Here is a 24,821-nt window from a genome sequence, read left to right on the forward strand (position 1 = left end):
GAGGGAGAGGGCGGGACGGTCAGCCCGGCTCGTGCAGCAGGTCGACCCGTACGTCCGCGGGATAGTCGCCGGCGGCGGCGGTGCGGCGTACGAACTCGGCGACGCCCTGCAGCTGCCGGCCGCCGAGCCGGAAGTCGAGCGTGGTGAAGTACCGCTCCAGCACGGGCGGTTCGAAGACCTCCCAGCGCGCCGCGTGCTCGGCGACCTTGGCGACCTCCTCCAGCGCGAGGTCGCGGGAGGAGAGGAAACCGCGGTGCACCTCCCGGACCGTCTCCGGGTGACGTGCCAGATAGTCGCGGCGTACGGCCCAGACCGCCATGACGAACGGCAGGCCCGTCCACTCCTTCCAGAGTTCGCCCAGGTCGTGGACCTCCAGGCCGGGCTCGGGCAGGTTGCGCAGATACGCGCGGAGCCCGAGGTCGCCGATGACGACGGCGGCGTCGGCCTCGCTCATCATCCGTTCCAGGTCGGGCTCGCACGTGAAGTAGTCGGGGCGTACGCCGAAGCGCTCGGAGAGCAGCAGCCGGGCCAGGCGCACGGACGTCCGTGAAGTGGAGCCCAGCGCGACCTTCGCGCCGTCCAGCCGGTCCAGCGGGACGCGGGAGACGATCTCGCACGACATGACCGGGCCGTCGCAGCCGACCGCGATATCCGGAAGCGCGACGAGCTGATCGGCATTCCTGAGGAATTCGACGAGGGTGATGGGGCCGATATCCAGATCGCCGTTCACCAGCTGGTCGCTCAGCTTTTCCGGCGTGTCCCTCGTGAGCTCCAGATCCAACAGCGAGCCGGTGTGAACAAGGCCCCAGTAGAGCGGCAGACAGTTGAGGAACTGGATGTGCCCCACGCGCGGACGGGATCTGGCAACCCTCGGAAACTCAGTCACACCCCGGAGCGTACGCCGCACGCCGTGGCCTCCTGGCACAGCCCCGGCCCGCCGGGTGCTGCCCGGTTCCAGGCGGCCCGGCGGCGGGGAAACCGAGCAGCGCACGGCCGAGATCGTCAGCCCTTCCGCGCCACGCGGCACCGTGCTAGGCTCGCCGCAAGTTGCAGTTTGGTTTCCTTGCAGTACAGAGCCTGCGGAGCATGTGACCGCGGGCTCTCGTCGTTTTCAGAGACTTCTTAGCGGGGTTCTGGGAGCAGGGCGACCCTTATAGGCCCAAGGAGGGCTTATGGCTACCGGAACCGTCAAGTGGTTCAACGCTGAAAAGGGCTTTGGCTTCATCGCCCAGGACGGCGGCGGTCCCGATGTCTTCGTCCACTACTCCGCGATCAACGCGACTGGCTTCCGCTCCCTGGAGGAGAACCAGCTCGTGAGCTTCGACGTGACCCAGGGTCCGAAGGGGCCGCAGGCGGAGAACGTCACCCCTCAGTGACCTGAGTCGCACCACCCAAGGAGCCCCTGCCGGGATGCCGGCGGGGGCTCCTGCCGTTCGGGGGCGTGTGCGACGCGGTGGCTTTCCCGTACGCACTCGTACGGGCCCCGGGCCGACCCGGGCGGCCTCGTACGGACCGCGTTACGGACCCGCGTACGGATCACGCACGGACCGCGTCGGTGCCGCGTCGGTGCCGCGTACGAGGCTGTCGAGCCGTCCGCGGGGGCCGGCGGAGCGCCCCTGCCGCCCCCTGCCGGACCGCGGCGATTGACCGTAAATCGTCCGGCATATCGGGAAGTTGCCCTGCTCAGGGTCTATACGTGTGTGCTAAAAGTGAAACCGTTGAGGGCGCAAACAGTGGCCGCGGCAGTACCGTCTGTCAGTGCACCGGACAGGACCTGAGGGGACCATCGGGATCGCTCGGAGCTCGGGGAGCTGCTCATGCTGACCACATGCCCGCACTGCGGCACCAGATCGCCGGCATCATCCGAAGCCTGCACGGGGTGCGGCCGCGCCCTGTATCCGCTCACGGCGCCTCCGCCGCCGCCACCGTTCAAACTGCGCACCAGGACCAACTACCTGCGGCTGGGGATCACCCTGGGTGTCGTCGGTCTTCTGGTCGGCGCGGGGACGTCCTCGGGCATCCTCATGAACCAGGACGACGACCGGGACGACCGCGCGGACAATCAGGTCTCGCAGTACAAGATGGTCGACACGGGGGCGTCGCCCGATCCGTCGCCGACCACCGCCTCGGCCTCGCCGAAGGCGAAGAAGAAGAAAGAGTCCAAGTCTCCGAGCCCTTCCCCGAGCAAGCCGTCCACCAGCGCACCCGCCAAGCCCAAGCCCCCCAAGCCCGCCCCCACGGGGCTGCCCGCCGGATTCCACACCGTGGTCGACGACAAGGGCTTCTCCCTCGCCGTGATGAAGGGCTGGCAGCGCACGGAGCTGAGCGAGACCCAGATCCGCTACATCCCGCCGACCGGTACCGAGTATCTGCACATCAGCGAGGTGGCAGGCGCACCGCGGTCCTCCTTCATCAACTTCCTGGAGCTGGAGGAGCAGATGCAGGAGTCCGACAACGGCTACTCACGGATCCGCCTGGGCCACAACACCTTCCAGGGACACCCCGGCGCGCGCTGGGAGTTCAACTACACGCCGGAAGGCGGCGAGACGATGCGCGTCGTGGAACAGGCGTACATCAACGACGCCGGCACCGAGTACTCCATCTACTTCGAGGCCCGTGAGCGGCTCTGGGACGCGGAGAAGGACCTGGTCTTCAGCACGGCGCTCAACACCTGGAAGCAGCCGTAGGAGAAACAGCTCCAGGACGGGTGAGGGCACGACAGCCGGCTGAAGGGAGCAGGTGCAAGTCCCTCACGGTCGGGGGCGGTTGACCGTTCCCCCTGGTCAACCGCCCCCGACGTCCGTGCACTCTGCGAGCGTCCGGCCCGGCACCCGTGCGCGGGCGCCGGGCCGAAGTCGCACCGCAGCCGGAAGCTACTTCAGCACGCCGCAGTTCGAGCCGCTGTTGAAGTACTCCTCTTCGCCGATGACGCCGCTCCACTCGATGCAGTGCCCCGCGCCCTCGTCCACATAGACGGGGCCCGCGTACGAGGTGAACTCGCCCTCCTCGACGACCGGTTCGGTCTCCTCGTCGTCGAGCAGTACGCGGACGGAGGCGGACATGTGGATCGGGTCGTCCTTCTCGTTGCGCACGGTGACGACGCAGTTCTTCCCGGTGCCGGCGTTGTAGGTCAGGAAGACGGTGCCCAGGTCGGCGATGCCGGCGGAGTTCACCACCGAATACCCCGCGCCGCACGCCCCGTTGTAGGCGGCCTTCGGCGCGGCGCTCGCGCCACCGGCGGCGGTGGCGGCAGTGGCAGTGGTGGCAGTGGTGGCACTCGTGGAGCCGGTGACCGTCGTCGCTGCCGAGGCGGTGCCCGCGGTCGCGATCAGGCCGGCGCCGGTGACGAACACGGCGGCGGCTGCCAGAGCGGCACTCTTGGAACGCATAACTGTTCCCCCAGTCATGGTCATGGGTCTTGCTCGGTCGATGGTCGGTCGAACGAGGATCAGCAGCGTCTGCCGATCCACCAGAGGAGACCGGCGAACCCTTGCGGGGGTTGTACACCGATTTCGGTGCCCGATTCGGTGCCCGGTGACGAGCCGTCAGGGAGCGCCGCATCGCCGCCCAGGCGTGCCGCGTCACCGACTGATGCACAAGTCAGTATCGCAACACAGCCACCACCTGCTGTTTTCAGAGATCTAGGTCGCCGATGTTGCGTTTTCCTCAACGCGCTCGTACGGTGACCGGCATGCAGCAGGAGCCCGGGAGCCGCGTCGCCGACACCGGCGGCGACGTCTCAGTGCGTGTACGGCAGGTGATCGGCGAAGCCGGTTGCAGCCAGCGGGAGTTCGCGCGGCGGATCGTGATGGATCCCTCGAAGCTCTCCCGCTCGCTGGGCGGCAGCCGCCGCTTCACCGTCGCCGAACTGGCGCGCATCGCCGACGCGGGCAGCGTCGACGCCGCGTGGCTGCTGGGCTCCGGCGCGGGCAACGGCAAGGGAGCGGGCGGACGGTCCGGCAGGGGCGGGCACGAGGCGCCTTCGGCGCACGACGGGCCTTCGGCGCACGCCGTGCCCGGGGCCTCCGAGGGCGGCCGGCCGCTTCAGATCGTCCGCGAGACAGTGCGCCTCATCGCCGAGCACGGCTTCCACGCCGTGCGCGTCTCCGACATCGCCGAGGCCTGCGAGACCAGCACGGCCGCCATCCACTACCACTTCCCGGGCCGTGCCGAACTGCTCGAAGCCGCCGTCCGCTGGTGCATGGACGAGGACACCGCGCGCCGGGCGGCACGTATCGCCGAGGCGGACGACGCCGCGGACGAACTGCGCCAACTGATCGAACTCCAGATCCCGCTCAGCGACCAGCAGCGGCGGCAGTGGCGCGTCTGGCTCGACCTGTGGGCGGAGGCGGCACGCTCCACCGCCGTCGGACAACTCCACGTCGACTACTACCGGCAGTGGCGCACGACCGTGGCCGACGTGATCCGGCGAGGCGTCGGGCAGGGCGTCTTCCGCAAGGTGGACCCGGAGTTCGCCGCCCTGCATCTCACCGCCCTCATCGACGGCCTCGCCGCACAGGTGCTCGCCACGGCACCCGACGGCAAGAGCGCCGAGACCATGCGGGACGCGCTTCTCGCCCATGTCGCCACGGAGCTCTCCGCGGAGCCGTCCGCGGAGCCCATGCCGTGATCCCCGTCCCCTGATCCCGTCCCCGGCCCTGTCCCGGCCCTGTCCAGTTCCCGTCCCATCACGTCACGTCCGTACGAGCGGAGGAAGACCATGCCCATGAACAGCTCCGTCATCATCACGTGCGCCCTCACCGGCGCCGGTGACACCGTCGGCCGCAGCCCCCACGTCCCGGTCACGCCCGAGCAGATCGCCCGTTCCGCCGTCGAGGCCGCCGCTGCCGGCGCCACCGTGGTGCACATCCACGTACGGGACCCGGAGACCGGTGCGCCGGCCCGCGACCCCCGCCTCTACCGGGAGGTCGTCGAGCGGATCAAGGAGACCGGCACCGATGTCGTGATCAACCTGACGGCGGGCATGGGCGGCGACCTCGTCGTCGACCCCGAGAACCCGCTGACCCACCTGCCCGGAACCGACCTCGTGAGCGGCGTCGAACGGCTGCCGCACGTCGAGGACCTGCTCCCCGACATCTGCACCCTCGACTGCGGCTCACTCAACTTCGGCGATGGCAGCAACCTCTACATCTCCACGCCCGACATGCTGCGTTCGGGTGCCAAGCGCATCCAGGAGCTGGGCGTACGGCCGGAGTTGGAGATCTTCGACACGGGGCAGCTGTGGTTCGCCAAGCAGCTGCTGGACGAGGGCCTGCTGGACGACCCGACCGTCTTCCAGCTGTGCATGGGCATCCCGTGGGGCGCCCCGGCCGAGCCTGGCGTGCTGAAGTCGATGGTGGACATCCTGCCCGAGGGCGCCCAGTGGGCCAGCTTCGCGCTCGGGCGGATGCAGATGCCCTGGGTCGCCCAGTCGATCCTGCTGGGCGGCAACGTACGGGTCGGGCTGGAGGACAACCTCTACCTCAGCAAGGGAGTCAAGGCGACCAACGCCCAACTCGTCGAGCGCGCGGTGCAGATCACCGAGCTGCTCGGCGCGCGAGTCGCCACGCCCGATCAGGCCCGCGAACGTCTCGGGCTGAAGCCCCGCGCCTGAGCAGCGGCAGACGGGCCCCCGCCAGACGGCCGGAGACAGCCGGCCAGCGGGACGGCCGTACGGCCCGACGGCCCGACGGCCCGACCGCAGACGGCCCGACGACCAGCAACCGTGAGGACATTGAAAGCATGACCGCCACGCCCTCCCCCGGGGTCTCCCCCGGCTCTTCCCCCGCGCCCTGCCCGCCCGGGTCCGTACGCCGCGTCGCCTGCGTCGGAGCCGGCGTGATCGGCGGCGGCTGGGTGGCCCACTTCCTCGCCCGCGGCTACGACGTCACCGCCTGGGACCCTGCGCCCGACGCCGAGGAGAAGCTGCGCCGCCTCGTCTCGGCGGCCTGGCCTGCCCTGGAACAGCTCGGCCTCGCCGAGGGTGCCTCCCCCGCCCGGCTGACCGTGGTGCCGGGCCTCCAGGAGGCCGTCGCCGACGCTCAGTTCGTACAGGAGAGCGCGCCCGAGAAGCTGGACCTAAAGCGCTCGCTGCTGGCGGAGCTGGACGCGGCCACGCCGCCCGGCGTCGTGATCGCCTCCTCCACCTCCGGCTACCCGATGTCGGACATGCAGGGCGAGGCCGCGGACCCCGGGCGGCTGCTCGTCGGCCACCCCTTCAATCCGCCGTATCTCATTCCGCTCGTCGAGGTCGTCGGCGGCGAGGCGACCGACCCCGGCGCGGTGGAGTGGGCCTCGCGCTTCTACGAGGCGGCGGGGAAGTCCGTCATCACCATGGACCGCGAGCTGCCCGGCTTCATCGCCAACCGCCTCCAGGAGGCGCTGTGGCGCGAGGCGCTGCACATGGTCGCCAACGGCGAGGCGACCGTACGCGACATCGACGACTCGATCACCGAAGGCCCCGGTCTGCGCTGGGCGTTCATGGGCCCCTGCCTCACCTTCGCGCTCGCGGGCGGCGAAGGCGGCATGGCACACATGCTGGACCACTTCGGGCCGTCGCTGAAGTCTCCCTGGACGAGGCTGGAGGCGCCGGAGCTGGACACGTCGCTGCGTGATGCCATGGTCGAGGGCTGCGACGAGGCAGCCGGAGGCCGCTCCATCGCACAGCTCGTGGCCGAACGGGACCAGGGCGTCATCGACGTGCTCCGGGCGACGGGCCGCCTGCCGCAGGGCAGTGGGGGGCACATGGACCATGGAGACGGCAACGCCACCGTCGAGGGAGAGAGAACGTGAGCACCGAGCAGGACGAGCAGACCGGACAGGACGAGCAGGACGGACGGGACGGCCAGGAAGGCCAGGAAGGCCGGATCCCGGACCACACGGCGACCGTGCGCCCCGAGTGGATCGACTACAACGGCCATATGAACGAGGCGTTCTACGTGCTCGTCTTCGGGCACGCCACGGACGCCATGATGATCGAGACCGGCATGGGCCAGCAGTACCGCGAGGAGAGCGGCTGCTCCCTCTATACGGCGGAAGCCCACGTCCGCTATCTCCGCGAGGTCTCCGAGGGCGCCGAACTCACCGTCCGTACGCGGATTCTTGGCGTCGACGCCAAGAAGGTACGGCTTGTGCTGGAGATGCGGGCGGCGGGCAGGAAGGACACCGTGGCCACCTCCGAGCTGCTCATGATCCATGTCGACCAAGGGCCGGGCCGTGCCGCGCCCTTCCCGGAGCCGGTGCGTGAGCGATTCGCGTCGCTGACGGAGAAGGCGCCGGAGTGGGCGGGCGGCTCGATCGGCCCGGTGCCCAAGCCGCAGGCCAAGGCGCGGTCAAAGGCCCAGCCCCAGTCCAAGTCCCAGTCCGGGGCGGAGTCTTAGGCACGGCCCGGTTTTCCCAGGAGCTCTCCCGCGTCCCGCAACCAGTCGGTTCGTCCCGTCCAGTCGGTTCGTCCCGTCGGTCCGTCCAGTCGGCCCCGTCCCGTCTCATGTGGCGGTCCGCATCGCGGTCACTCGTTGACGTTTCCGAAGCCGCCCCCACAGAATGCGGTCATGATCCAGCACACCCGCACCGTCGCCCTTGGACGCTTCTGCGTGCCCTGGCGGCGTGGGTGTGAGCGGTCCGGTCGATAGCGCGCCACCTCGCGCACGCACGCGTCCACGCGCCCCGTCGCTGTCGCGCGTCCACGCGCCAGATCACGTACGCCCGTGCACACGAGCGCACGCACGCATCGTCCCCTTCCGACCGCCGACTTCGAAGGATCATCACCCATGACTGTCACCCCCGCCTCCGCCACCCCTGTCCTGCGCGACGCCCGCGTCCCCGCCGACGGCATGTACGAGGGCCGTCGCACCCTGCGTCGTCTGCCCGAGGGCACCCCCCAGCTCCCGTACGAGCGTTTCGAGATCGTGCCGCAGGGCCGCATCATCGGCGCCGAGATCCGCGGCCTCGACCTGTCGCAGCCGCTCTCACCCGTGCTGCGCGACGAGCTGAACAGGGCGCTGCTGGAGTGGAAGGTGCTCTTCTTCCGCGGCCAGGGCCTCACCTCCCAGGAGCAGCGTGACTTCGCCGCCAACTGGGGCGAGCTGGAGACCAACCCGCTGCTGGAGCGCGGCTCCTCGGCCGAGGTCGTCCGCTTCGAGAAGGGCGGCAGCGGCACACCGACGTTCGAGAACGTCTGGCACGCGGACGTCACCTTCCGGGAGCGGCCCGCGCTCGGCGCGGTGCTCCAGCTCCACGAGGTCCCGCCCGTCGGCGGCGACACCATGTGGGCCGACATGGCCGCCGCGTACGACAACCTCCCCGACACGGTGAAGGCACGCATCGACGGTGCGACAGCCGTGCACGACTTCATTCCCGGCTTCGCACGCTTCTACGGCCCGGAGAAGCTGATCCCGATGCAGGAGGAGTTCCCGCCCGTCGAACACCCGGTGGTGCGCACGCATCCCGCGACGGGCCGCCGGATGCTCTTCGTCAACACGTCCTTCACGACGCACATCGTGGGCATGGACCGCGACGAGAGCGACCGGCTGCTGAGCTACCTGGTCCGGCAGGCGCATGTGCCGGAGTACCAGGTGCGCTTCCACTGGCAGCCCGGCGACATCGCCTTCTGGGACAACCGCGCCACGCAGCACTACGCGGTCGACGACTACGCCCCGCACCGCCGCGTCGCGGAGCGCGTCGCGATCGCCGGCGACCGGCCCTTCTGACGGGGCGGGCTCCTCCACCGCCCACCGGCTCGGCGCCGCTGAGCCCGGTGGGCGGTCGCGACAGTCACAGCGTGCCTTCACCGGTTGCACAGAGTGCGCCGGGGTGGACGTATTCAACGGGTACCATACGTTCATGGGACTCAAGAGAACGACCGTGTACGCGGACGCCGACGATCTCGCCACGATCAAGGAAGCCGCAGCTCGCGAAGGGGTGGCTGAGGCGGAGCTCATCCGTGAGGCCATTCACCTGGCCGCACTTTCCAAGCGGGACTGGAACGCTCCGCTCGACTGGCCGCGATTCCGCAGCGGGGATGCGGAATCCGCGGAACGCACGGACGAGACGCTCGATGCGGTCTGGGACGAGAAGGCCCGTTCCTACGAAGAGACGAAGCGACGCGGCCGTTGATCGTCATTGTGGCCGACACCTCGGCCCTTCTCGCCTCCGCAGACATGGATCACCCCGAGATGCAGGCGAGTCTGCACGTTCTCTCGCGCGCCGGCCTCGTCGTCATCTCCCCCTTGATCATCGCCGAGACGGATCACCTCTCGCGCCGCGTAGGAGGCGACGGGCTACGGGAGGAGCTGCTGGACGACATCATCAGCGAGGCGCGCCGGGGCAGGTTCCTCATCCCTGAGGTCACGGCCGAACAGCTCACGACAGCGCGCAACGTCATGCGGCGCTACAAAGACCTGGATCTCGATCTGGCAGACGCCGTGAACGTCGTCCTGGCTGCGGAGTTCCGCACCGACGCCGTTCTCACCTTCGACCGCCGCGACTTCCGAGCCATGCGCCCGCTCTCGGCACAGAAGGCTTTCCGCGTACTGCCCGACGACATGTGACCACGCGCCCCTGGGCCGGCCTACGGGTACGGACTCGGCGCGTAATCCGGCGCGTACCGCGATGGGGCGGTTCCCGGCCGTTGTTGTGCCATGTGTGCGTAACGGCTGCGCGCCCTCTTCCGGAGGTACTGACGGGTCAGTACGTTCCGTCCCAACGAGCCCAGCATTTCTGAATCGTTGGGAGACCCCCCATGCATATCCCCATCCCCATCCCCATCCGAAGAAGAGGCCCTCGTACCGGAGGAGCCCGTACCAGAGCGGTCACCGCAACAATCGCGGTGGCCGCTCTGTGCGTTTCGGGCGGCGCGGCGGCCCCGGCGGCCGTGGCCGCGGGCGGCGGGACCGCCGAGGCCACAGCCGCATCCCCCAGCGTCGGCAAGGGCACGAGCGCGGGCACCCCCGAGGCCGCGCAGCCCGGCGACGTCGTCAGCGCGGAACAGACCGAGTTCCAGGTCTTTCCGGGCGTACCCGTCCCCACCCACGCCTGGAAGATCCAGTACAACTCGACCGACGCGAAAGGGAAGTCCAACACCGTCTCCGGCACCGTCCTCGTGCCCAAGGACAACCGCGAGGGACCGCGGCCCCTGCTGACCTATGCGGTGGGTACCGTCGGCATAGGCGATCAGTGCGCCCCGTCCGCGGGCTTCCCGGTCGGCAAGACGAAGGAAGCCCCGCTGATCGAGGGGGCGTTGCTGCGCGGCTGGGCCGTCGCGGTGACCGACTACGAGGGCCTGGGCACGCCCGGCACGCACACATACACCGTCGGCCGGGCCGCCGGCACGGCGGTGCTTGACGCGGCGCGCGCCGCGCAGCGGTTGCCGGGGGCGCAGGAGCAGGGCGTCACACAGGAGTCGCCCGTCGGCATCATGGGCTACTCGCAAGGCGGCCAGGCAAGCGGCTGGGCGGCGGAGATCGCCGGCTCGTACGCCCCGGAACTGAAGGTCAAGGGCACAGCGAGCGGCGGTGTTCCGGCCGATCTGCCGAAGGTCGCCGACTACAACGACGGCGACGCCGAGGCGGGCCTGGTGCTGATGTCGGCCGTCGGCCACGACGCCGCACATCCCGAACTCGACCTGGCCGGCTACCTCAATGACGAGGGCAAGAGCATCGCCCAGATCATGAAGGACGGCTGTCTGGCAGAGGCGTCCGAAGCGGGTGCGAACAAGAAGGTCGAGGACGTCACGACCACCAACCCCATGGACGAGCCCGACTGGCAGCAGCGCCTCGCCGAGGACAAGCTCGGCAGCAAGGCGCCGGGCGCGCCCGTGTACCTGTACCACGGTGAGGCCGACGAGATCATTCCGTACGACGTCGGGAAGCAGCTGCGTGCCGACTGGTGCGCACAGGGCAACACCGTGGAGTGGACGAGCTTCCCGCTCTCCCCGCACGCGGGTACGGCGATCCTCGCCTCGATCCCCGCGATGAACTGGCTCTCCGACCGCTTCAAGGACGAGCCGGCGCAGGGCGACTGCGGCGGCTGACCGCGCCCCTCCGGGCGGCTCCCGGCTCCGCCGGCCCGACGGGGTCAGCGGGGCCGGGAGTGCCGCAGATCCCTGACGACGCGGAAACGCTCCAGCACGACGGGGGTCGCGTCGTCCACCGCGAAGTCCGCGTCCCCGAGTTCGGCACGCATCGCCTCGCTGTTCCAGAACTCCTCGTGCGCGGCCCGCCATTCGGCGACGCTCCCGTGCCCCTCGCCCTCGTCCCGCGCGTGCGCGGCGTCGACGTCGGCGAGGGGTACGACGCGCACGGCCGCCGTCTCGATGACGGCGACCGGTTCGTCGGCTGAGTCGACCAGAACGGAGCGCGCGCCGGGCTCCGGCATGGGCTCGCCCTGGTCCCCGTACTCGCGCAGAAGCGAGGTCGTGGCCGTCTTCGAGCCGTCCAGAATCGCGCCGACGAGCCGGTCCCGCAGCGGCCCCGGAAACGCGAACTCCGCGCGCGGCAACGAGGCGTCGTCGCCCGGGAGTCCGGGCACGTGGGGCGTCGGCTGGGAAGTCATCGCCCCACCCTAGGGAGCCGGCCCGTGACCGCCCGAGCCCTGCCCCTTCCTACCTCTCCGTCTCGTACAGCTCCGCGATCTGCGCGTCGTAGTCGCGTACGATCGCCGCCCGCTTCAGCTTCAGCGACGGCGTCAGATGGCCGCCCTCCTCCGTGAAGTCGTGCGGGAGGACCGTGAAGCGGCGGATGGACTCGGCACGGGAGACCATCCGGTTCGCCTCGTCGACGGCCTGCTGCAGGTTGGCCAGCAAGTCGCCGTCCACGGCGAGCTGTTCGGGGGTCAGGTCCTGCTTCTTGTGCATCTGCTGCCAGTGCGCGAGACCGTCCGGTTCGAGGGTGATCAGCGCGGTGATGTACGGGCGGTTGTCGCCGACGACAAGGCACTGGCTGACCAGCGGGTGCGCCCGCAGCCAGTCCTCCAGGGGCGCCGGGGCGATGTTCTTGCCGCCGGAGGTGATGATGATGTCCTTCTTGCGGCCGGTGATGGCCAGATAGCCCTCGTCGTCGAGGGTGCCGAGGTCGCCCGTCGCGAACCATCCGTCGTCCCCGGCGTCCGGCACCGCGACCTGCCGCTGCGAATCCCAGTAGCCGCCGAAGACGTGTGCGCCCTTCAGCAGCACCTCGCCGTCGTCCGCGATACGTACGGCCGTGCCCGGCACCGGCCAGCCGACGGTGCCCAGCCGGGGCTTGAGCGGCGGGGTGCATGTGGAGGCGCCCGTGGTCTCGGTGAGCCCGTAGCCTTCGAACACGGAGATGCCGGCGCCCTCGTAGAACGCGGCAAGACGCGACCCGAGCGGCGATCCGCCGCTGATGACATAGCGGCAGCGGCCCCCGAGAGCGGCCCGTATACGGCGGTAGACCAGCAGGTCGTACAGGCCGCGCGCCGCCTTCAGTCCGGTGCGGGGCCCGGCGCCCCGCCCGTGCTCCTGCTCCTCGACGGCCTCGCCGTAGCGCCGGGCGATGCGTGCGGCACGGTCGAAGGAGGAGGCGCGGCCCATCTTCTCGGCGGTGGCACGGCCGGTGTTGTAGACCTTCTCCAGCACGTACGGGATGCCCAGCAGGAACGTCGGCCGGAAACCTGCGAGATCCGCGAGGAGTTCCTCGGTCTGGATGCTCGGCGCGTGCCCGAGACGTACGCGCGCCCTCATGCACGCGACGGCGACCATCCGGCCGAAGACGTGCGAGAGGGGCAGGAAGAGCAGCGTCGAGGCCGGGTCCTTGCTGACGGACTTGAAGACCGGGTGCAGCAGTTCGATGTCGTTGTCCACCTCGGCGAAGAAATTGCCGTGGGTGAGGACGCAGCCCTTCGGCTGTCCCGTGGTGCCGGAGGTGTAGATGAGGGTCGCGATGTGCTCGGGGGCGATCAGGCCGCGCCGCGCGGCGACCACGTCGTCCTCCAGCTCCCTCCCCGAGTGCGCAATCTGGGAGACCGCACCGGCGTCGAGCTGCCAGAGGTGTTCGAGGGCGGGCATCGCGCCGCGCTCGTCGGCGAGCATCCGCGACTGCTCGACGTTCTCCACGGCGCAGCCGCGCGCACCCGAGTGCTGGAGGATGTAGCGGGCCTGCGCCGCGGAGGACGTCGGATAGATGGGGACGGTGACGAGCCCGGCCGCCCAGCCCGCGAAGTCGAGCAGCGTCCACTCGTACGTGGTGCGGGCCATGATGGCGATGCGGTCGCCCGCTTCGAAGCCGAGACCGATGAGGCCCTTGGCGGTGTTGAGGACTTCCTGCGCGAACTCGGAAGCGGTCACGTCGCGCCATGTGCCGTCCGGCCGCTTGCGGCTGAGCACCGCTTCGAAGGGCGCCTCCACGGCGTTGGTGAAGGGGATGTCCCCCAGAGAACCGCTCGTGACCGCCGGCGCGAACGGCGGCATGGTGACCTCCCGTACGACGCCGTCCAGCACCTCCTTCTCCGGCTCGACGAGCGTGGGGCCCGCGGTGGTGGCGGGCGCCGGGGCTTGGCTTGCGGGCTGGGTCGTCACGAGCGGCTCCTCTTCGTGAGATACCTCGTCGTTTCGGCGGATCCGCGGACCGCGGGGATCCGCGGACAGCCGGGTCTGCGAACCGCCGGGCTCATCCGGCTCGCCGGGCTCGTCCCGCCCGGCCGTCCGCAGGGAGGCCGTCAGGCCTTCTCCAGTACGGCGGTCACCCCCTGCCCTCCGGCCGCGCAGACGGAGATCAGGCCGCGCGCCCCCGCCTCGGCCCCGTCCCGCTGGGCGAGGAGCTTGGCGAGGGTGGCGACGATGCGGGCGCCGGTCGCGGCGAAGGGGTGTCCGGTCGCCAGCGACGAGCCGGCGACATTGAGGCGTTCGCGGTCCACAGGGGCGAGCCCCCGCTTCTCCCAGGCCGCGAGGGTGGCCAGCACCTGGGACGCGAACGCCTCGTGGATCTCGAAGAGTTCGAAGTCCTCGATGCCGAGTCCGGCCCGCTCCAGCATCCTGGGCACGGCGTACGCGGGCGCCATCAGCAGCCCGTCTTCGCCGGGCCTGCCGTCCTCGTCGAAGAAGCTGACGGCTCCCGTCTCGTACGCGGTCAGGTACGCCGACGGCGTCAGCCCGTGCCGCTCGGTCCACTCCTCGCTCGCGAGCAGCACCGTCGCGGCGCCGTCGGTGAGCGGCGTGGAGTTGCCGGGGGTCATGGTGGCGTCCGCCTCGCCGGTACCGAAGACCGGCTGCAGCTCGGCGAGTTTCTGCGTGGAGGTGCCGGGGCGCAGGTTCTGGTCCCGGGCCAGGCCGCGGAAGGGTACGACCAGGTCGTGCAGGAAGCCGCTGTCGTATGCGGTCGCGAGGTTGCGGTGGCTCGCGGCGGCTAGCACGTCCTGCTCGTGCCGGGTGATGCCCCACTCGCGTGCGGTGTGTGCCGCGTGTTCGCCCATGGACAGGCCGGTGCGCGGTTCGGCGTTGCGCGGGATCTCGGGCACGAGGTGCCGCGGGCGCACGCGCGCGATCTCCTTCGCCCGTTCCTTGAGCGTCCTGGCCCTGCGCGCCGCCAGCAGGATGCGCCGCAGTTCGTCGTTGACGCCCAGGGGCGCGTCGCTCGCGGTGTCGGCGCCGCCCGCGACGCCCGCGTCGAGCTGGCCGAGCGCGATCTTGTTGGCCACGGAGATGACCGCCTGAAGGCCCGTGCCGCACGCCTGCTGGATGTCGTAGGCGGGAGTGCGCGGGTCGAGCCGGGAGCCGAGGACGGTCTCCCGCGCGAGGTTGAAGTCACGGCTGTGCTTGAGTACGGCGCCGGCCACGAACTCTCCGACGCCGCGTTCGCCGGTCAGTCCGTACCGCTCGACGAGCCCGTCGAGCGCTGCGGAGAGCATCTCCTGATTCGAGCAGTTCGCGTACGGTCCGTCGGAACGCGCGAAGGGGATGCGGCTGCCGCCGATCACCGCGACGCGGCGCGGAGGGCTGGAACTCATGAGGCCGCTGGAACTCATCCTCGACCAAACTCCTGACCTGTAAGTAACCTTACTCGGAAGTAAATTTACGCGAGCCGGAGGACCGAGGGAATGGCTGACCGCTATCTGCATTGGACCAACACACGTCCCGGCCGCCTCCTCTCCCGCCGGCTCGGCCTCCCCCGTCCCGTACCGCTGCACCGCTGGTCGGCGGAGCGGCCCGTGCTGCGGGGAGATGACATATTGCACCTCACGGCGGTGCCGCCGCGCGACGCCGGTACGCACGGCAAGGAGCTGGCGGCGGCACTCGACGCTGCCGGCCTCCCCGTCCGCACGGACACCGGCGGCGCGGAAGGGGGCGAGGACCGGGCGGCTGCGCGCCACGCCGCCGTGGTCGTCGACGCTACGGGCATTCGCGACGTACCGGAACTGCGTGCGGTGCACGAATGCCTCCACCCGGTGCTCCGCTCCGTCGCCGGCTGCGGCCGCATCGTGGTGCTCGGGGCCCGGCCCGACGACGGCGACCACCATCAGGCCGCGGCCCAGCAGGCGTTGGAGGGCTTCGTACGCTCGCTCGCGAAGGAGACCGGCGGCGGACGTACGGTTCAGCTCGTGCGGCTCGCGCCCGGCGCGACGCCTGCGGACGCCGGGTCCACACTCCGCTTTCTGCTCTCGCCCAGGTCGGCGTACGTCAGCGGCCAGGTCATCGAGATCGGTGAACCCGCACCGGGAGCAGCGGCGGCGGCCGGAGCGGCGGCAGCCGCGTCCGGGGCGGCGGCCCCGTCCGGAGCGGCGGCGGCCGACGGGCCGCAGCGACCGCTCCACGGGCGAACCGCCCTCGTCACCGGCTCCGCACGCGGCATCGGCGAGTCCGTCGCGGCGACGCTGGCGCGGGACGGCGCACACGTCATCTGCCTCGACGTCCCCCAGGCGGAGGCCGATCTGGCGCGCGTCGCCGAGTCGCTGGGAGGCACCGCGCTGCCGCTCGACATCACCGCGGAGGACGCGGGCGCCCGCATCGCCGACGCCCTCCCGGCGGACGGTCTCGACGTCCTCGTCCACAACGCCGGCATCACCCGCGACCGCAAGCTCGCCAACATGAAGGCCGAGCGGTGGAACCAGGTGCTGGAGGTCAACCTGGCCTCGGTGCTGCGCACGACGGACCACCTGCTGACGGCGGGCGCACTCCGGCGCGGCACCGGCCGCGTCGTCGCCACCGCCTCCATCGCGGGCATCGCGGGCAACGTCGGCCAGACCAACTACGCGGCCAGCAAGGCCGGGATCATCGGTCTCGTACGGTCGCTCGCGCCGCGGGCCGCCGCGGAGCACGGCGTCACGGTCAACGCGGTCGCCCCCGGCTTCATCGAGACGAAGATGACGGCGGCCGTCCCCTTCTTCATCCGCGAAGCGGGCCGGCGCATGAACTCCCACTCCCAGGGCGGCCTTCCCGTCGACGTCGCCGAGACCACCGCCTGGCTCGCGGGGCCGGACTCCTACGCCGTCAACGGCCAGGTCGTCCGGGTCTGCGGCCAGAGCCTGCTGGGAGCGTGAGCACCATGACCGTTCACCGTCTTTCGGCACCGCCCCGGCTGCCCGTGGTCCTCGCGCGGGGCGCAATCGCGTCCCGGTCCAAGCGCGGTCCGTACGAGCAGGCGCGGCTGCCCGCCGTGCGGCTGATGCTTCCGGACGCGCGCATCGACGCCGGGCGGCTGCGCGCGTACAACCGCGTGTGCGGCTTCGGCACGGGCGGCGACGCAGGGCAGCTCCCGGCGGGGCAGCCGCCTGTGCAGGCGCCGGCTCCGCCCAGCTATCCGCACGTGCTGGGCTTCCCCCTCGCGATGCAGCTGATGGCGCGGCCGGACTTCCCCTTCCCGGTACTCGGCCTCGTCCACACCGGGGTCGAACTCACCCAGCACCGCGCGCTGCGGCCCGGCGAACGCCCCGAGATCTCCGTGTACGCGAACGGGCTGGCACCGCACCGGCGCGGCAGCAGCTTCGACGTGGTGACGGAGGCCCGGCTGGACGGCCGGCTCGTGTGGCACTCGCGGAGCACCTATCTGTGCCGCCACCGCACGGCCGGCGCCCCGGACGAGCCCAGCGGTAAGCCCGGCGGCCAGGACAGCGCCCAGGGAGGCACGCGCGACGACGGTCCCGGACAGCCCTCGGCACCGCTCCCCCTGCGCGAGCACTGGGATCTGCCGTCCGGCCTCGGACGCCGTTACGGCCGCGCCTCCGGCGACCGCAACCCCATCCATCTGCACCCGCTGACCGCGAAGCTTTTCGGCTTCCCCCGCCACATCGCGCACGGCATGTGGAGCTTCGCCCGCTCCCTCGCCGGGACCGGCGCCGCCGCGGGCGGTGAACAGCTCACCGCCCGCGCGGAGTTCAAGGCTCCGGTGCTGCTCCCGTCCCGCGTCGCCTACTGCGTGGACGAGCCGACCGCCTCGGCCGGGGGCTACCGCGCCCCCGTGCGCGTGCACCGCTTCGAGTTGCGCAGCGGCGGTGACGGCGACGGGGAACGGCAGCGGCTGCACCTCAGTGGTGAGGTGACCAGCGAGCACCCTTGATCATCTGCTCCAGGCCCGTCCAGCAGAAGTTCATCAGCGTGGCCGCCGTCTCCTTCGCCGAAGGCACCGCGTCCGTACGGGCGTTGGCCCAGCATGCGAGCGACTCGGCCGCACCGACCATGGCGTGTGCGAGCGCGGAGACCTCGCGCTCCGCGAACTTCAGGTCGCAGCCCGCGTCCACGGCCGCCCTGCTCAGCAGCAGCGTCACGAGCTCCGTGATCTCCGCCCGCATCCCGGCGACTTCACGGGCGAACGGCTCGCCCTGGGTGTCGGCCCGGTGCAGTACGGACCAGCCGTCCGGCCGTGCCGCGGTGTGCGCGAAGAACGCGCAGAACCCCTTCCACAGCTGCTGCTCGGCATCGCTGCCCGGGCCCTCCGAACGGTCCTGGCGGTCCGGGTGCTCCGGGCGGTCCCGCGCCGCGCTCTGCGACTCCGCACCCCGCCCTCCCTTCACCGTGCCGCCCCGCACGGCATCGACGAGAGCGGCCCGCTCCCTTCGTATGCACGCCGTGAACAGGTCTTCCTTCGACTTCAGATACAGATAGACCAGCGGCTTGGAGACCCCCGCCTCCTCGGCTATGTCGTCCATCGACGCCGCCTGATATCCGTGCCGCGCGAAGCCCGCGACGGCCGCGTCGAGCATCTGACGCTCGCGCACCTCCCGCGGCATCCGCCGACGCCCCCCGGTGTTTCTGCTCTTGGTCCCCACCTGGCTACCCCTCCGCGCCATCTCCCCCGTCTCCCCACGGAATCCTCGGATGTAAGCGTACGCGGACCCTCCGTCAACGCACCTGGCAAGCGCCCCGTCGCGCGTAAGGCGTGAGCCGTACGGGAACCCCCGCCGCCGGCGCCCCGGCCGCGCCCCGCACTCCCGTACGACTCCGGACGGCACAGGCGCGGGATCGGTCGGGCTTCACGACCGCACCCCTACCATCCGGGACGTGGATCAGACATCGGCCTCCGCCCACCGGGGAGGCGGCGGGCTCGAACGCCTGGAGAGCCTCTCGGACAACGTCTTCGCCTTCGCCATGACCCTGCTGGTGCTCGACATCACCGTCAGACGCGGGCTCAGCAGCGAGGACTTCCGCGAGGCCGTGCATCTGACCCTCCCCCACATCGCCGCGTACGCGCTGAGCTTCGCGGTCATCGCGGAGTTCTGGCTCGACCACCGGCGCATCCTGGCCGCGTTCCCCGTCGTGGACGGCAAGGTCACCGGGCTGACCCTGCTCGGTCTGGGCCTCACGGCACTGCTGCCCTTCCCCACCGCCCTGCTCGCCGAGTACAGCAACGAGCCGCTGGCCGTCGCCGTCTACGGCCTCAGCGTCGCCGCTCTCAACGCCGTACACATGACACTGCTGCTCACCTCGCACAGGCGTCTCGGCCCCGCACGCGACGCGGCCGGGCGGCGGGCGCGCCGTCTCGACACCGCCGACCTGGTCTCCACGGTGCTCGTCTTCGGCGTCACCGTCCCGCTCGCCTTCGTCTCACCCGCGGCGGCCAAGTGGGTCTGGCTCGCTCTGCTGCCGGCCAAGATCCTCATCGGACACCGGCAGCAGAAACTCGCGCCGGACCCCGCCGGCGACTCCTGAGCCTCGGCGTCCACGCACCGCCCCGCGGTGAGACACCGGTACGTCATACGCCATCGGATTGACATACAGGATGACTCGCCGTCAGGCGCACTTCGTGCGATGTCCCCCTGCTTACCGTTCGGAGAGGGCAGGCAGGGCGGTTCCGAACGAGCAAGGAGTGCCGATGGCTGAGCAACACCCGAGGAGCAGTCCGCGCCGACTCGGTTACAGATCCGGACTGGGCGGCGAGCTGATCGCCGAGTTCCTGGGCACCTTCGTACTCATCCTGATCGGCTGCGGGTCGGTGGCCGTCGCCGTCGTCGGCCTCTCCGGTTCGGGACGGCAGACCGGGGACTTCGGCCCCTCGAACTGGCTGATCATCTCCTGGGGATGGGGCCTGGCGGTCGTCTTCGGCGTGTACGTCGCGGGAGGCATCAGCGGCGCCCACATCAATCCGGCCGTGACGCTCGGCTTCGCGGTGCGCGGCCACTTCCCATGGAAGAAGGTGCTTCCCTACTGGGCGGCGCAGCTGGTAGGCGCCTTCATCGCCGCCGCGCTCGTCTACGCCACGTACCGCTGGGCGATCGACGCGTTCAACGCCAAGGAAGGAACAGGACGAGAGAAATCTCTGCCGACCTTCTCCATCTTCGCGACCTTCCCGGCCGAGTATTTCGGGAATTCGTGGTGGGGGCCGTTCCTGGATCAGATCGTCGGCACCGCGTTCCTGCTTCTTCTCGTCTGCGCGCTCATCGACATGCGCAACACGGCACCGATGTCGAACATGGGGCCGTTCCTCATCGGTCTCGTCGTCGTCGCGATCGGCCTGACCTACGGCACGAACGCCGGGTACGCCATCAACCCCGCCCGCGACTTCGGGCCCCGGCTCTTCACCTTCTTCGAAGGGTGGGGGGCGATCGCCTTCCCAGGCAGTTTCGACTGGTTCAGCGGTTATTGGTGGATCCCCATCGTCGGCCCTCTCATCGGCGGCGTCATCGGGGCGCTGGTCTACGAGCACCTCATCAGCCGCGTCATCACGGCCCGCGGTCAGATGCACCCTGAAGGGGAGGCCGGCGAGGCGCAGTAGCCACGCAAGGCCGCTACCGCCCGGCCCTCGAAGCAGCCGCCACAGGGCGAGCAGCGAGACCCGAAGACCTCCGCGACCGGAAGCCCCGCACGGCTCCGGGACCGGGGGTCTTCGCCATGACCGGACGCGGGGCCCCACGGGATCCGGCACCGGCGGCCGCCAGGGGCCGGAACGACGAGAGCCCGCCGGTACGTCCCGGCCAGGCCACCCCGTAAGGCGTCCCGGACCGGTGCCCCTCCCGGCAAGCTTTGACCTGTCGCGCCGCCCTGCACGCACGCTCGCTACGTTGGCCAAAAGCCCTGGTAGCTCCGCTACAAGGACTTCCGGCCGCCTTGCGATCGCACGCACCGGACGACGCTCCTTGACGGCCAAACATTGCCGGTCACGGCACCCCCGTACCGGCGGGCTCGGACGGCTCGTGTCAGTGCGCCGGCTCCTCAGCGGAGAGCGGCGTCGCGATGTCCTCCAGGGAACGCCGTTCGGCCGGCACGGCCAGGAACGCCGCGACCACACCGGCGAGGCACATCAGCCCGGCACCGATCTGGAAGGCGAGGGTCGTGTCACCGAGGACGCCGTGCTCCGTGAGCTCGGCGAAGATCAGCGGACCGGAGATGCCGCCCACGGCCGTGCCCAGCGCGTAGAAGAACGCGATGGCCATGGCCCTGGTCTCCATCGGGAAGATCTCGCTGACCGTCAGGTAGGCCGAACTCGCGCCGGCGGAGGCGAAGAAGAGCACGACGCTCCAGCATGCCGTCAGCGTCGTCGCCGAGAGGTGTCCGCCGGCGAAGAGCGCCGCCGTTCCGAACAGCAGCACGCCGGACCCGATATAGGTGCCGGCGATCATTATCCGGCGTCCCACCGTGTCGAAGAGCGGGCCGAGGAGAATCGGGCCGAGGAGATTGCCGATCGCAATGGCGACGAAGTAGTAACCCGTCGCGCCGGGCGGCACCTCGTAGAAGGCCGCCAGAATGGCTCCGAACCCGAATGTGACTGCGTTGTACAGAAACGCCTGGCCGACGAAGAGCGAAAGGCCCAGGAATGCACGCGAGCGGTACTTCGAGAAGACCGTACGCGCGATCATCCCGAAACCGACGGGCTTACGCGGGTTGATGACCATCTCTCCGGACGGCTCGGGCAGGCAGTCCTCGCCGTGCTGCGCGATGCAGCGCGCCTCCGCGTCCTTCACGATGGCTTCGGCCTCTTCGCCCCGTCCGTGGATGAACAACCACCTCGGACTCTCCGGCACATTTCTCCGGACCAGCAGGATGACCAGGCCGAGGACCACACCGAATGCGAAGGTCAGGCGCCAGCCGACGTCCTTCGCGAAGATGCTGGTGTCGAGCATCGGGATCGAGAGCATGGCGCCGGCCGCGGCTCCGAGCCAGAAACTGCCGTTGATCGCGAGGTCGACGCGCCCCCGGTAGTACGAGGGAATCAGCTCGTCGATCGCCGAGTTGATGGCCGCGTATTCACCTCCGATGCCGAATCCCGTCAGGAAGCGGCAGGCGAAGAACCACCAGCTGTCGAACGACAGACTTGTCAGCGCCGTCGCCGCCAGATAGACGGCGAGCGTGACGAGAAACAGCTTCTTCCGCCCGAACCGGTCGGTCAGCCACCCGAAGTAGAGCGCGCCGAGACACGCTCCCGCCACATACAGCGCGGCGCCGAGCCCCGTGACCTGGGCCGAGGAGATGGCGAGTCCGCTCCCGGACTCGGACAGCCGGCCGGCGATGTTGCCGACGAGCGTGACCTCCATCCCGTCGAGGATCCAGACCGTCCCGAGGCCGATCACGATCATCCAGTGCCAGCGCGACCAGGGCAGCCTGTCCAGGCGGGCCGGCACTGCCGTTCTGACTATTCCCGATGAAAGCGTCCCGCTGCTTCCACCTTCAACTGCCATTGCATACTCCGTCTGAATTGTTCACTGATTTCAGGCATACCGCTCGACGGCCTGCCGTTCAGGACACGAGCTCAACTGACACGCCTGGCCGCACAGTTAACACGCAAGACTCCTCGTGGAAGCCCCGAATCGATATACAGGACCGCCCGTTTCCGCGCAGGTGAAGGGCCGCGGACCACACTTCACCCACGACGGAACATCCCGGACGCTCAATCGAACTGAGCACTTCTCGAATGGGAGAGAAACGGTTCCGCGAACAGCAGTCGAGGGCATATGCCCGGCGCCTTTACGCGCCTTCAGCCGACTGCGGTGAATTCCATTGACGGAAGTCTCGGGCACGCCGCAACGGCGCCAGCAGCTCGGCGAGTTGCCGCCGTACGGCCGGCTGAGGGGCGGCGGCCAGCGCGACCAGCAGCTCGCGGCCCTTGAGAGCCGCCGGGACATCACCGGCCTCCCGAAGCCCTGATCCACGTTGCGGCCCACGGGGGTGGGCCCGTCGCCCGGCAACGTGGTGGGGACGAGCGCGAGTCCCGCCACGTTCGTCGCCGCGGACCAACTAGGTATGTTGGCGGGCGGTCGACCGACTGAGGCGCACGGCCGTCAGTTCGCCGACCTGCCGGCATCGCCCCCCGCGGCGGCCCAACGGCAAACCGCAGGCAAGGGAGAGAACAGCATGATCTTCATTACGGCGAAGTTCCGGGTACTGCCCCAGCACGCGGACCGCTGGCCCGACATCGCCCGCGACTTCACCGAGGCGACCCGCGCCGAGCCGGGCTGCCTGTGGTTCGACTGGTCCCGCAGCATCGAGGACCCGGCGGAGTACGTTCTGGTCGAGGCCTTCCGCGACGACGAAGCCGGCGCCGCGCACGTCGGTTCCGAGCACTTCAAGGCCGCACGGCGCGAACTGCCCCCGCATCTCGCGGAGACTCCCCTGATCATCAACGCGAACATCGACCAGGACGACTGGTCGGAGCTAGGCGAGATGTCCGTCGAGCAGACACCTTCCGAGGGCGGGAGCTGAACAACGGCGACCACCCGAACTCCCGCGTACGCACGCTCGCCTGGGCGCTCCCCCTGCCTCCTACGCAGGTCTCACCCCTCTCCATCACAGGTCGTACGAAGCCGGACCCGTAGAAGGATTCGTCCGAACTCCTCAGCACGGCACAGTCATTCCACCTGAAAGCTGACAGGAAGGAACGGCTGTCGTGCGGATACGACGCATAGCACCACCCCTGCTCATCGTGGGAATCACCGCTGCGCTTGTCCCCGGACTCGCTCCGACGGAGGCAACCGCGGCAGACCCACTCAGACGGTACGAGAACCAAAAGCCCTCGTGGCACCGCTGCGACCCCGATATGCCCGCCAAGCACCAATGCGCCACGATCAAGGTTCCGCTCGACTACGACCGCCCGACCGGCCAGACGATCAAGCTGGCCATCTCCCGGATGAAGACGAGCGTGCCCGGCAAGCGGCACGGCGTGATGCTGTTCAACCCCGGAGGTCCGGGCGGCCCAGGCCTCGACATGCCTGTCTTCATGAAGGACTCGCTGCCCAAGAAGGTTCGCGATCAGTACGACCTGGTCGGCTTCGACCCGCGCGGCGTCGGCAAGAGCAGTCCCGTCAGCTGTGACCTCTCGGCCGCGGAGCAGAACTTCGAACGCCCGTACAAACGCGAGACGTTCAGCCGTGACGTCAAGTGGGCACGGACCGTCGCGAAGAAGTGCCGGGACAAGAACGGCGACAAGCTCCCGCACATCACAACCCGCAACACCGCCCGCGACATGGACGTCATCCGCGGCGTACTGGGCGAGAAGAAGATCTCCTATCTGGGCATCTCCTACGGCACGTATCTCGGCGCCGTCTACACGCAGATGTTCCCCGAGCAGTCGGACCGCTTCGTCCTGGACAGCTCGGTCGACCCCGCCCGGGTCTGGCGGGGCATGATCCAGATATGGGCGACGGGCGCCGAACCGGCGTTCGCCCGGTGGACCAAGTGGACCGCCAAGCACCACAGCACGTACAAGCTCGGCAAGACCTCTGCCGAGGTCCGGAAGACATTCTGGGCACTTGTCACCCGGGCCGACCAGAAGCCGATCCCGTACGAGGACGACAAGGTCAACGGCGACGAGATCCGCGCCATGCTGCGAAGCCAGTTCTTCAGCCCCAAGGAGGCAGCCTCCACGGTGGCCCGCCTGAAGAAGGCCGCCGACGGCGGACCGGACGCACGCGGCTCCGCGGCCCCGGATGAGATGACGGACAACATGACCGCCTCCTTCTGGTCCGTCGTCTGCGGCGACACATCGGCCTGGCCGCGCGACCCCGAGCAGTACCGCCGTGACGCGATCCGGGACAAGGCCAAGTACCCGCTCTACGGCGACTTCGGCTCCAACATCACGCCCTGCGCGTTCTGGAACAAGCCCGCCGAGCCCGTCACCGACGTGGACAACGGCGTGGGCGCACTCACCGTCCAGAACCAGTGGGACTCTCAGACTCCCCTGTCCAGCGGCCGCGGCATGCACGAGGCCCTGAAGGGATCACGCGAGGTGTACGTCGCAGGCGGTGAAGGGCACGGCGTGTACGGCAAGGACCCGAAGGTCTGCGCGAACCGTGCGGTCAACGCCTACCTGAGCAGCGGAAAGCTGCCGGCCAAGGACGTCACCTGCAAGGCAGCGAAGAACCAGAACCGCGAGGCGAACGAGCACCCGCCGTCAGCACCTCGGCGCGTCCCTGGACTGCCTGACCGCTTCTGACGACACGAGGACCGG

At 69.9% G+C, this 24,821-nt stretch carries 24 protein-coding genes; 17 read left to right on the plus strand and 7 right to left on the minus strand.

Annotated elements, in window-relative coordinates:
- Nucleotides 1-19: 19 nt before the first annotated feature.
- Nucleotides 20-886: a menaquinone biosynthetic enzyme MqnA/MqnD family protein gene (locus ACSMXX_RS12495; protein ID WP_473184093.1), complete on the minus strand. Its 867-nt coding sequence runs from the start codon at nt 884-886 to the stop codon at nt 20-22.
- 286 nt (nt 887-1,172) lie between these two features.
- Between ACSMXX_RS12495 and ACSMXX_RS12500 the strand changes: the two genes are divergently transcribed.
- Entirely contained in the window at nt 1,173-1,376 is a 204-nt protein-coding gene (locus ACSMXX_RS12500) for a cold-shock protein (protein ID WP_028432886.1), read from the plus strand.
- Nucleotides 1,377-1,817: 441 nt separating this feature from the next.
- Nucleotides 1,818-2,687 carry a hypothetical protein gene (locus tag ACSMXX_RS12505; RefSeq protein ID WP_473184094.1) on the plus strand — a complete coding sequence of 290 codons (870 nt, stop codon included), beginning with the start codon at nt 1,818-1,820 and terminating at the stop codon, nt 2,685-2,687.
- A 186-nt stretch (nt 2,688-2,873) separates the two neighbouring features.
- On the opposite strand, the gene ACSMXX_RS12510 is transcribed toward ACSMXX_RS12505, so the two are convergent.
- Entirely contained in the window at nt 2,874-3,389 is a 516-nt protein-coding gene (locus ACSMXX_RS12510; RefSeq protein ID WP_473184095.1) for a spore-associated protein A, read from the minus strand.
- Nucleotides 3,390-3,691: 302 nt separating this feature from the next.
- On the opposite strand from ACSMXX_RS12510, the gene ACSMXX_RS12515 reads away from it, so the two are divergent.
- From ACSMXX_RS12515 to ACSMXX_RS12550, 8 genes are all read left to right on the plus strand, one after another.
- Nucleotides 3,692-4,630, plus strand: a complete 939-nt coding sequence (locus ACSMXX_RS12515; RefSeq protein WP_473184096.1) for a TetR/AcrR family transcriptional regulator — start codon at nt 3,692-3,694, stop codon at nt 4,628-4,630.
- A gap of 90 nt (nt 4,631-4,720) precedes the next feature.
- Entirely contained in the window at nt 4,721-5,614 is an 894-nt protein-coding gene (locus tag ACSMXX_RS12520; protein ID WP_473184097.1) for a beta-keto acid cleavage family enzyme, read from the plus strand.
- Between the two features lie 128 nt (nt 5,615-5,742).
- Complete coding sequence (locus ACSMXX_RS12525) at nt 5,743-6,792, plus strand: 3-hydroxyacyl-CoA dehydrogenase NAD-binding domain-containing protein (protein ID WP_473184098.1); 1,050 nt, start codon at nt 5,743-5,745, stop codon at nt 6,790-6,792.
- A 74-nt stretch (nt 6,793-6,866) separates the two neighbouring features.
- On the plus strand, nt 6,867-7,379 hold the full coding sequence (locus ACSMXX_RS12530) for a thioesterase family protein (protein ID WP_473184754.1): 513 nt from the start codon (nt 6,867-6,869) through the stop codon (nt 7,377-7,379).
- 390 nt (nt 7,380-7,769) lie between these two features.
- On the plus strand, nt 7,770-8,708 hold the full coding sequence (locus ACSMXX_RS12535) for a TauD/TfdA dioxygenase family protein (protein WP_473184099.1): 939 nt from the start codon (nt 7,770-7,772) through the stop codon (nt 8,706-8,708).
- 133 nt (nt 8,709-8,841) lie between these two features.
- A complete protein-coding gene (locus ACSMXX_RS12540; RefSeq protein ID WP_473184100.1) occupies nt 8,842-9,114 on the plus strand; it encodes a ribbon-helix-helix domain-containing protein in 273 nt (90 codons plus the stop codon).
- A complete protein-coding gene (locus ACSMXX_RS12545; RefSeq protein WP_473184101.1) occupies nt 9,111-9,548 on the plus strand; it encodes a PIN domain-containing protein in 438 nt (145 codons plus the stop codon). The genes ACSMXX_RS12540 and ACSMXX_RS12545 overlap by 4 nt, the downstream gene beginning before the upstream one ends.
- 191 nt (nt 9,549-9,739) lie before the next feature.
- Nucleotides 9,740-11,029, plus strand: coding sequence for a lipase family protein (locus tag ACSMXX_RS12550; RefSeq protein ID WP_473184102.1), 1,290 nt, complete (start codon nt 9,740-9,742; stop codon nt 11,027-11,029).
- Nucleotides 11,030-11,073: 44 nt separating this feature from the next.
- On the opposite strand, the gene ACSMXX_RS12555 is transcribed toward ACSMXX_RS12550, so the two are convergent.
- From ACSMXX_RS12555 to ACSMXX_RS12565, 3 genes are all read right to left on the minus strand, one after another.
- Entirely contained in the window at nt 11,074-11,550 is a 477-nt protein-coding gene (locus ACSMXX_RS12555) for an ASCH domain-containing protein (protein WP_473184103.1), read from the minus strand.
- A gap of 49 nt (nt 11,551-11,599) precedes the next feature.
- The gene (locus tag ACSMXX_RS12560) at nt 11,600-13,531 is read right to left on the minus strand and encodes an AMP-dependent synthetase/ligase (RefSeq protein WP_473184104.1); all 1,932 of its coding nucleotides are present in this window, start codon (nt 13,529-13,531) and stop codon (nt 11,600-11,602) included.
- 140 nt (nt 13,532-13,671) lie between these two features.
- A complete protein-coding gene (locus tag ACSMXX_RS12565; RefSeq protein WP_473184105.1) occupies nt 13,672-14,976 on the minus strand; it encodes an acetyl-CoA C-acetyltransferase in 1,305 nt (434 codons plus the stop codon).
- 72 nt (nt 14,977-15,048) lie between these two features.
- Between ACSMXX_RS12565 and ACSMXX_RS12570 the strand changes: the two genes are divergently transcribed.
- Both ACSMXX_RS12570 and ACSMXX_RS12575 read left to right on the plus strand, forming a co-directional pair.
- Nucleotides 15,049-16,488, plus strand: coding sequence for a 3-oxoacyl-ACP reductase (locus ACSMXX_RS12570; protein ID WP_473184106.1), 1,440 nt, complete (start codon nt 15,049-15,051; stop codon nt 16,486-16,488).
- Nucleotides 16,489-16,493: 5 nt separating this feature from the next.
- On the plus strand, nt 16,494-17,504 hold the full coding sequence (locus tag ACSMXX_RS12575; RefSeq protein WP_473184107.1) for a MaoC family dehydratase: 1,011 nt from the start codon (nt 16,494-16,496) through the stop codon (nt 17,502-17,504).
- On the opposite strand, the gene ACSMXX_RS12580 is transcribed toward ACSMXX_RS12575, so the two are convergent.
- Nucleotides 17,473-18,174 (minus strand): TetR/AcrR family transcriptional regulator, encoded by a 702-nt coding sequence (locus tag ACSMXX_RS12580; RefSeq protein ID WP_473184108.1) that lies wholly within the window; start codon nt 18,172-18,174, stop codon nt 17,473-17,475. The two genes, ACSMXX_RS12575 and ACSMXX_RS12580, sit on opposite strands and share 32 nt — an antisense overlap.
- 271 nt (nt 18,175-18,445) lie before the next feature.
- On the opposite strand from ACSMXX_RS12580, the gene ACSMXX_RS12585 reads away from it, so the two are divergent.
- Entirely contained in the window at nt 18,446-19,093 is a 648-nt protein-coding gene (locus tag ACSMXX_RS12585; RefSeq protein WP_473184109.1) for a TMEM175 family protein, read from the plus strand.
- Between the two features lie 163 nt (nt 19,094-19,256).
- Nucleotides 19,257-20,156, plus strand: a complete 900-nt coding sequence (locus ACSMXX_RS12590; protein ID WP_473184110.1) for an MIP/aquaporin family protein — start codon at nt 19,257-19,259, stop codon at nt 20,154-20,156.
- Nucleotides 20,157-20,577: 421 nt separating this feature from the next.
- Here ACSMXX_RS12590 and ACSMXX_RS12595 read toward each other — a convergent pair whose 3' ends face one another.
- Nucleotides 20,578-22,056, minus strand: a complete 1,479-nt coding sequence (locus tag ACSMXX_RS12595) for an MFS transporter (protein WP_473184111.1) — start codon at nt 22,054-22,056, stop codon at nt 20,578-20,580.
- Between the two features lie 319 nt (nt 22,057-22,375).
- Between ACSMXX_RS12595 and ACSMXX_RS12600 the strand changes: the two genes are divergently transcribed.
- From ACSMXX_RS12600 to ACSMXX_RS12610, 3 genes are all read left to right on the plus strand, one after another.
- Nucleotides 22,376-22,522: a hypothetical protein gene (locus ACSMXX_RS12600; protein WP_473184112.1), complete on the plus strand. Its 147-nt coding sequence runs from the start codon at nt 22,376-22,378 to the stop codon at nt 22,520-22,522.
- 207 nt (nt 22,523-22,729) lie between these two features.
- The gene (locus ACSMXX_RS12605) at nt 22,730-23,077 is read left to right on the plus strand and encodes a putative quinol monooxygenase (RefSeq protein ID WP_473184113.1); all 348 of its coding nucleotides are present in this window, start codon (nt 22,730-22,732) and stop codon (nt 23,075-23,077) included.
- Nucleotides 23,078-23,411: 334 nt separating this feature from the next.
- The gene (locus ACSMXX_RS12610; RefSeq protein ID WP_473184114.1) at nt 23,412-24,806 is read left to right on the plus strand and encodes an alpha/beta hydrolase; all 1,395 of its coding nucleotides are present in this window, start codon (nt 23,412-23,414) and stop codon (nt 24,804-24,806) included.
- Nucleotides 24,807-24,821: the final 15 nt, after the last annotated feature.

The organism is Streptomyces sp. DSM 116795, from assembly GCF_055792905.1.

Bases quoted from the DNA above. Each gene is read 5' to 3' on its own strand.
- ACSMXX_RS12500 (WP_028432886.1), top strand. From the start codon at position 1,173: ATGGCTACCGGAACCGTCAAGTGGTTCAACGCTGAAAAGGGCTTTGGC.
- ACSMXX_RS12505 (WP_473184094.1), top strand. From the start codon at position 1,818: ATGCTGACCACATGCCCGCACTGCGGCACCAGATCGCCGGCATCATCC.
- ACSMXX_RS12510 (WP_473184095.1), bottom strand. From the start codon at position 3,389: ATGCGTTCCAAGAGTGCCGCTCTGGCAGCCGCCGCCGTGTTCGTCACC.
- ACSMXX_RS12515 (WP_473184096.1), top strand. From the start codon at position 3,692: ATGCAGCAGGAGCCCGGGAGCCGCGTCGCCGACACCGGCGGCGACGTC.
- ACSMXX_RS12520 (WP_473184097.1), top strand. From the start codon at position 4,721: ATGCCCATGAACAGCTCCGTCATCATCACGTGCGCCCTCACCGGCGCC.
- ACSMXX_RS12525 (WP_473184098.1), top strand. From the start codon at position 5,743: ATGACCGCCACGCCCTCCCCCGGGGTCTCCCCCGGCTCTTCCCCCGCG.
- ACSMXX_RS12535 (WP_473184099.1), top strand. From the start codon at position 7,770: ATGACTGTCACCCCCGCCTCCGCCACCCCTGTCCTGCGCGACGCCCGC.
- ACSMXX_RS12540 (WP_473184100.1), top strand. From the start codon at position 8,842: ATGGGACTCAAGAGAACGACCGTGTACGCGGACGCCGACGATCTCGCC.
- ACSMXX_RS12550 (WP_473184102.1), top strand. From the start codon at position 9,740: ATGCATATCCCCATCCCCATCCCCATCCGAAGAAGAGGCCCTCGTACC.
- ACSMXX_RS12555 (WP_473184103.1), bottom strand. From the start codon at position 11,550: ATGACTTCCCAGCCGACGCCCCACGTGCCCGGACTCCCGGGCGACGAC.
- ACSMXX_RS12565 (WP_473184105.1), bottom strand. From the start codon at position 14,976: ATGAGTTCCAGCGGCCTCATGAGTTCCAGCCCTCCGCGCCGCGTCGCG.
- ACSMXX_RS12570 (WP_473184106.1), top strand. From the start codon at position 15,049: ATGGCTGACCGCTATCTGCATTGGACCAACACACGTCCCGGCCGCCTC.
- ACSMXX_RS12575 (WP_473184107.1), top strand. From the start codon at position 16,494: ATGACCGTTCACCGTCTTTCGGCACCGCCCCGGCTGCCCGTGGTCCTC.
- ACSMXX_RS12580 (WP_473184108.1), bottom strand. From the start codon at position 18,174: ATGCCGCGGGAGGTGCGCGAGCGTCAGATGCTCGACGCGGCCGTCGCG.
- ACSMXX_RS12590 (WP_473184110.1), top strand. From the start codon at position 19,257: ATGGCTGAGCAACACCCGAGGAGCAGTCCGCGCCGACTCGGTTACAGA.
- ACSMXX_RS12595 (WP_473184111.1), bottom strand. From the start codon at position 22,056: ATGGCAGTTGAAGGTGGAAGCAGCGGGACGCTTTCATCGGGAATAGTC.
- ACSMXX_RS12605 (WP_473184113.1), top strand. From the start codon at position 22,730: ATGATCTTCATTACGGCGAAGTTCCGGGTACTGCCCCAGCACGCGGAC.
- ACSMXX_RS12610 (WP_473184114.1), top strand. From the start codon at position 23,412: ATGCCCGCCAAGCACCAATGCGCCACGATCAAGGTTCCGCTCGACTAC.